Genomic DNA, 4,902 nt, shown 5'->3' on the forward strand with positions numbered 1-4,902 from the left:
GTCGAAGCGCTGCGCGCCGTCGCGCTTGGACACCACCATGCAGGCCACCTGGGCGCGCTGGGCATAGACGGCGCGCAGCGCCGCCGCGGCGCTGTTGCCGTCCACCGGGAACAACACGCGGGAGGTGTCGGACATTTCGCCCAGCAAGGCTTCGCCTATGGTGGGATCCTGGTGCGATTGCTCGTTCTTGGCGTTCTCCCAGGTGTGGGAGGTGACCACCAGCGGCACCGACAGCCACCCCGGCGCCTGCCCAAGTTCCTTCTGGCGGCGCGCGAAGATGATCTCCTGGCGCAGCAGGCCCAGCATCTTCACCGCGAAGGCTTCGTAGCTGACGATGAGGTTCAGGCCGCCCTTGTTCGCGAGCGCGGCGGCGGCCACGGCTTCTTCGTTCAAGGCGGTGATGACGGCGCCGTGCTGGTCCTCGGCGACGCCGGGTTCCGGATGGTCGACGCGGTGCTTCAGCAAGGCCAGGGTGGCGCCCATCTTGTTGCTGGCCAGTTCGTCCGGATTGCCGATGCGCACGCGCAGGCCCGGATTGGCCTGCACCAGTTCCACGAACCAGCGGTCCAGCGTGGCCATGGCGCTGCCCTGGCTGCCCGTGGTCTCCCAGGAGGGTTCGGGCAGCGCCGGCGCGTCGGGATGCCGGTGCGCCATGGGGTGCCCGCTTTCCAGGGGGCGTTGTTGGGCGGCATGGTTCGCCAGTGCGGCAAGCGCCGCGTCCAGCTCCGGCTGTGCCACGAACAGCTTGGCGGCGCTGGCGTTGAAGGCGTCGCGCGCCGCGCTATCGGTGTGGGGGTTGCCCCCCAGCGGCAGGTTGTGCGCGGCATTGGTGCCGGCGCCGGGAAAGCCAAAGCCTTTCTCGGTCTCGGCGATGACGTAGGGCAGGCGGGCGGGATACTGGAAGTCCGGCGCAGCCAGGTTCCCGTCCAGCGCTTCCTCGGCGGCCAGGATGGCCCAGGCGATGGCCGCCGGATCGCGGCCGTCGACGATCAGCGGGTCGAAGCCGTTGTGGCGCAGGTCCTCGGCCAGCCAATGCGCGCCGCCTTCCTGCACGATCTGCGTGCGTTGCTCGATGCGGCGGCCATTCAGGATCATGACGGGCACGGCCTGGCCGCAATCCTCGGCGCGCCACCAGCGCGTGGCCCAGTCGGAGCCGCGTTGTTCCTCGAAGGCGCCGTCGCTCAGGAAGGCCACCAGGCTTTCTCCCGGCAGGGGCATGTGCACGTATTGCAGGCCGGCGAAGCCGAGGTAGCCGCCTTCGGACACGGCGCCCGCCGTGTTGGGGCCGGCGTGGCTGCCCAGCGGTACGGCAGGCAATCCTTGCGCATCGATGGCGTAGGAGTAGAAGTCCGTGATCAGGCGTTCCAGTCCGGGTTCGCTGCGGTCGTAGCGGCCGCGCTGCGCCGGCGACACGTCGCCGGTCAGGGCGTTGACGGCCTCGATGGCGGCCACGCAATGGCCCTGGCCCATCAGCCAGCCGCGAGTCTTGCCGCTCAGCGCATTGGCCAGCAGATAGGCGACGAAGGCGGGCACCATGTTCAGCGAGCCGCCCGTATGGCCTTCGGGATTGGGCTTGAAGTCCGCGGCGCCCAGTGGTGCGCCGTTCAGGTCGATGCGGCGGGCGTAGGTCATGTGCGCCACCACATTCATCGCCGCGCAGCTGAGGCGGTCGGCCGCGGCCAGCATGGCGTAGGCATCGTCCGGGCTGGCGACGCGGCCGCTGGCCGCCAGACGTTGCACCAGCGCGTCGATGTGTTCGACGGTGTCGGCGCGGTGTTGGATGGGACCATGGCCGGATAGCCAATGCTCGCGTAGCTTCATCGCGGGTTCCTTTGAAATCGGGTGATCAATCGCGCAGGTCGCGCAGGAGCGCGTTGGCCAGCAAGGGCGCCAGTTCGATGCGATTGCTGGGATGGGGCACGGCGTCAGTGGAAACGACGCGTTCAAAACAGGCGGATACCTGGGCCCAGGCGTCCTCGGCGAAAAGCGCATGCACCACTACGCATTGCGGCGGTCTCATGCCGGCGAGCTTGCCGGCCGCCACCATCAGGGTGCGGCCGGAGGACGCGATGTCGTCCACCAGCACCGGCGTGCAGTCGCGCCAGGCGGAGAGGTCGGGCGCCTCGATCTCGACCTGGCGGTCGCCGCGGCGGGTCTTGCGCAGCACCACGTGTGGCGCGCCGATGCGCGCGGCGATGGATCCGGCCCATTGCTCGCTTTCCTCGTCCGGGCCGACGATCAGCGGCGCCTGCACGTTGCCGGCGATCCAGCTGGCCAGGCGTGGCGCGGCGTGCAGCGTGGTGGTGGGGATGGTGTACAGCGCGGACAGCGACGGATGCCGATGCAGGTGCGGATCGACGGTCAACAGGCGGTCGAAGGTGGAGGACACCAGACGGGCGAACGACAGCGAACTCACGCTTTCGCCATCCTGGAAACGCTTGTCCTGGCGCATGTAGGCCAGATAGGGCGCAATCAGGTTGACCTCGGTGGCGCCCAGATCGCGCGCCGTGTCGGCGGCGAAGATCAGGCCAAGGAAACAGGGATCTGGCCGGGCCAGCGTGCAGACGATGTCGACGGCGCGTCCACGCGGGTCGCCATGCAGGCGCACATAGCTTTCGCCGTCGGGAAAGCGGCGGGTTTCCACGGCGCCGAGTTCGCCTTGGCACAGGGCGGCAAGGCGCTTGGCGAATCCTTCGTTGCCGGGTAGCGGGAGGATAAGTCTTTGCATGAATGCCGGGTCCGCCTGATCGAGGTTAGGGAAACCGAAGCGGCCTTTGGGGCCCCGCGCGGCCCCAAAGGGGCCGCGGCATTCTGATTATGGCGCAGGGGCGGCCTCTTCTGGCGCCGTTCGCCGGTCAAACCTTGATGTAACTCAAAGGTTTTATCTGAGCCGCCGTGCCAGCCAGATGTTCGCGCCGCCGCAGGTCCTGTCGCCTTCCACGTGGCGTACCACCTCGAAGCCGGCCAGGCGCAACAGCTCGCGGTACTCCGCGCTGTCCAGGCTGCCGTGGTAGAGCGGCTGGCCTTCGAACTGGCCGATGGCTTCTCCCAGATGAGTCCCGCTGGTGAACATCAGCGCCGCGCCCGGCGCGGCGAGGCGTTCGAAGGTGTTGAACATGGGCCGCTGGTCTTCCGGCCGCAGGTGAAAGAAGCTGTGCCAGGCGATCAGCCCCTGGAACGGGCGCAAGGGCGGCAGGCTGCGCATGTCCGCTTCAATCCAGCTGTGTTCAGGGAACGAGGTTCTTGCCCGCGCAAGCAGCGCGTCCGAAGCATCCACGCCGGTCAGCATGCAGCCGCGCTCGATCAGATGGCGGGCGATGGGGATGCCGGTGCCGCAGCCTATGTCCAACACCTCGGGAGCGGGGCCGGGCAGCAGGTCCAGGAACGCCTCCAGCCAGGCGCGTTCCACCAGCTGCTTACCGCGCAGTTTCTCGAAGGCGTCGGCATGTTCGCGATACAGCGAAATCACATTGTCGGCGGGCGAGATGGACATGTCGATATTCCCTGAGAGTTGCGATTTTCCCACGTGCGGGCAATGCCCGGCTGGTGGTGGACATCCGCCGCTCATCAGCCAGGATGGTTGATTCGTCATGCCGGACTTGTGGAGCGGGCGGGGAACGGCGATTTTCTCTATCTGCCCTATTTCCGCCGCAGCCGCCATGACCTTACAGCAAGATTTTCCCAAGCCCGGCCGCAACGGCCTGCGGCTTACCTGGCTGGCGTTGTTCTTGCAGGCCGGCATCTCCACCGTGTACCTCTTCGGGCGGCCGGCCTCGGCACAGACGGCGCCGCTGGTCTATCAGTTTCGCGGCGCCGACGGCACCTGCTGTTCCAGCGGCGAATACCCCAACAACGGCCATGACGGCCAATGGGGCCAGCGCGATTTCATCCAGGCCGACAGCAACCAGCGCATCAACGCCAATGCGCCCGGGCAGACCGGCATCGTGATCGACGTCAGCGGCGGCAAGGGCGGCAACGGCAGGGACGCCGACGTGAACCATTGGGGTGGCAATGGCGGCGGCGGACGAATCATCGATTACACCTTGTCGGCCAGCACGGTTAACGCCGCCGGCCGGGGGATAGACCTGTATTCGGCGGGCGGCAATGGCGGCCTGTGGGGCAATGCGGACGGGCCCAACGGCGGCTACGGCATCGGCGGCGACGGGCATCAGGCGCGCATCACGCTCAACAACGCCACCATCGTCGGCACGGGCTTCGGCATCGCGGTCCAATCCTGGGGCGGCGCGGGGACCGACAGCGCCATCGCCAATGGCTTCGACGGCGCGTACACGTCCGGCCATGGCGGCAGCGCCGGCCTGGCATCCGTGATCCTGCAAGGCGCGAGCTCGGTGACCGCGCGCGGGCCGGGACCGGACGGCGTCAGCGCCGGGGTGGGCCTGATATCGTCGGGCGGGCAAGCCGGGGCGGCCGAGCATACGGGGGACTTCGGCGGACATAGCGATGCGGGACGGGGCGGGGATGCCTCGGCTGTCACGTTCATGTCCTCGGCCGGGACTGCGGTCAACGGCCATGGCGACGGCGTGTATGGCGTGATCGCCCGTTCCATCGGCGGCAATGCGTCGACTGCCAACGGCACCGACACCAAGGCCGCGACGGGCGGCAATGCCGGCCTGGTCAGCGTGACCAACGGCGGCGCCATCAAGACCGACGGCAACCGGGGGATTGGCGTGTACGCGCTGACCCAGGGCGGCAATGGCGGCAACGGCGGCAACGGCTCGTGGTTCGACGGCCACAATGGCGGCGCGGGCGGGGCGCCAGGCGCCATCGCCATCACCAATACCGGCACGATCGCGACCGGCGCCAACGGCGCCGTCGGCGCGAAAGGCATCATGGCCAGCGTGCTGGGCGGGGAAGGCGGCCCGGCGGGCGCCAATGGCGCAT

General features: G+C 68.4%; 3 protein-coding genes and 1 pseudogene. 1 reads left to right on the plus strand and 3 read right to left on the minus strand.

Annotation, left to right across the window (positions count from 1 at the left end; translation table 11 throughout):
* The 3 genes from VIR09_RS21290 to VIR09_RS21300 form a co-directional block, all read right to left on the minus strand.
* Positions 1 to 1,821 (minus strand): xylulose 5-phosphate 3-epimerase (locus VIR09_RS21290; protein WP_332014656.1); only part of this gene is annotated, 1,821 nt, incomplete at its 3' end.
* A gap of 25 nt (positions 1,822 to 1,846) precedes the next feature.
* A complete protein-coding gene (locus VIR09_RS21295; protein ID WP_332014657.1) occupies positions 1,847 to 2,728 on the minus strand; it encodes a ribose-phosphate pyrophosphokinase in 882 nt (293 codons plus the stop codon).
* Between the two features lie 153 nt (positions 2,729 to 2,881).
* Positions 2,882 to 3,493: a class I SAM-dependent methyltransferase gene (locus tag VIR09_RS21300; RefSeq protein WP_332014658.1), complete on the minus strand. Its 612-nt coding sequence runs from the start codon at positions 3,491 to 3,493 to the stop codon at positions 2,882 to 2,884.
* Between the two features lie 166 nt (positions 3,494 to 3,659).
* Here VIR09_RS21300 and VIR09_RS21305 point away from each other — a divergent pair.
* A pseudogene (locus VIR09_RS21305) lies at positions 3,660 to 4,902 on the plus strand (autotransporter outer membrane beta-barrel domain-containing protein); the annotation flags it as partial.

The organism is Achromobacter sp., assembly GCF_036567245.1.
Classification (GTDB): Bacteria; Pseudomonadota; Gammaproteobacteria; order Burkholderiales; family Burkholderiaceae_B; genus Achromobacter.

What these genes read in the sequence shown, in the direction of transcription:
- VIR09_RS21295 (WP_332014657.1), bottom strand. Translation starts at nt 2,728, where the DNA reads ATGCAAAGACTTATCCTCCCGCTACCCGGCAACGAAGGATTCGCCAAG.
- VIR09_RS21300 (WP_332014658.1), bottom strand. Translation starts at nt 3,493, where the DNA reads ATGTCCATCTCGCCCGCCGACAATGTGATTTCGCTGTATCGCGAACAT.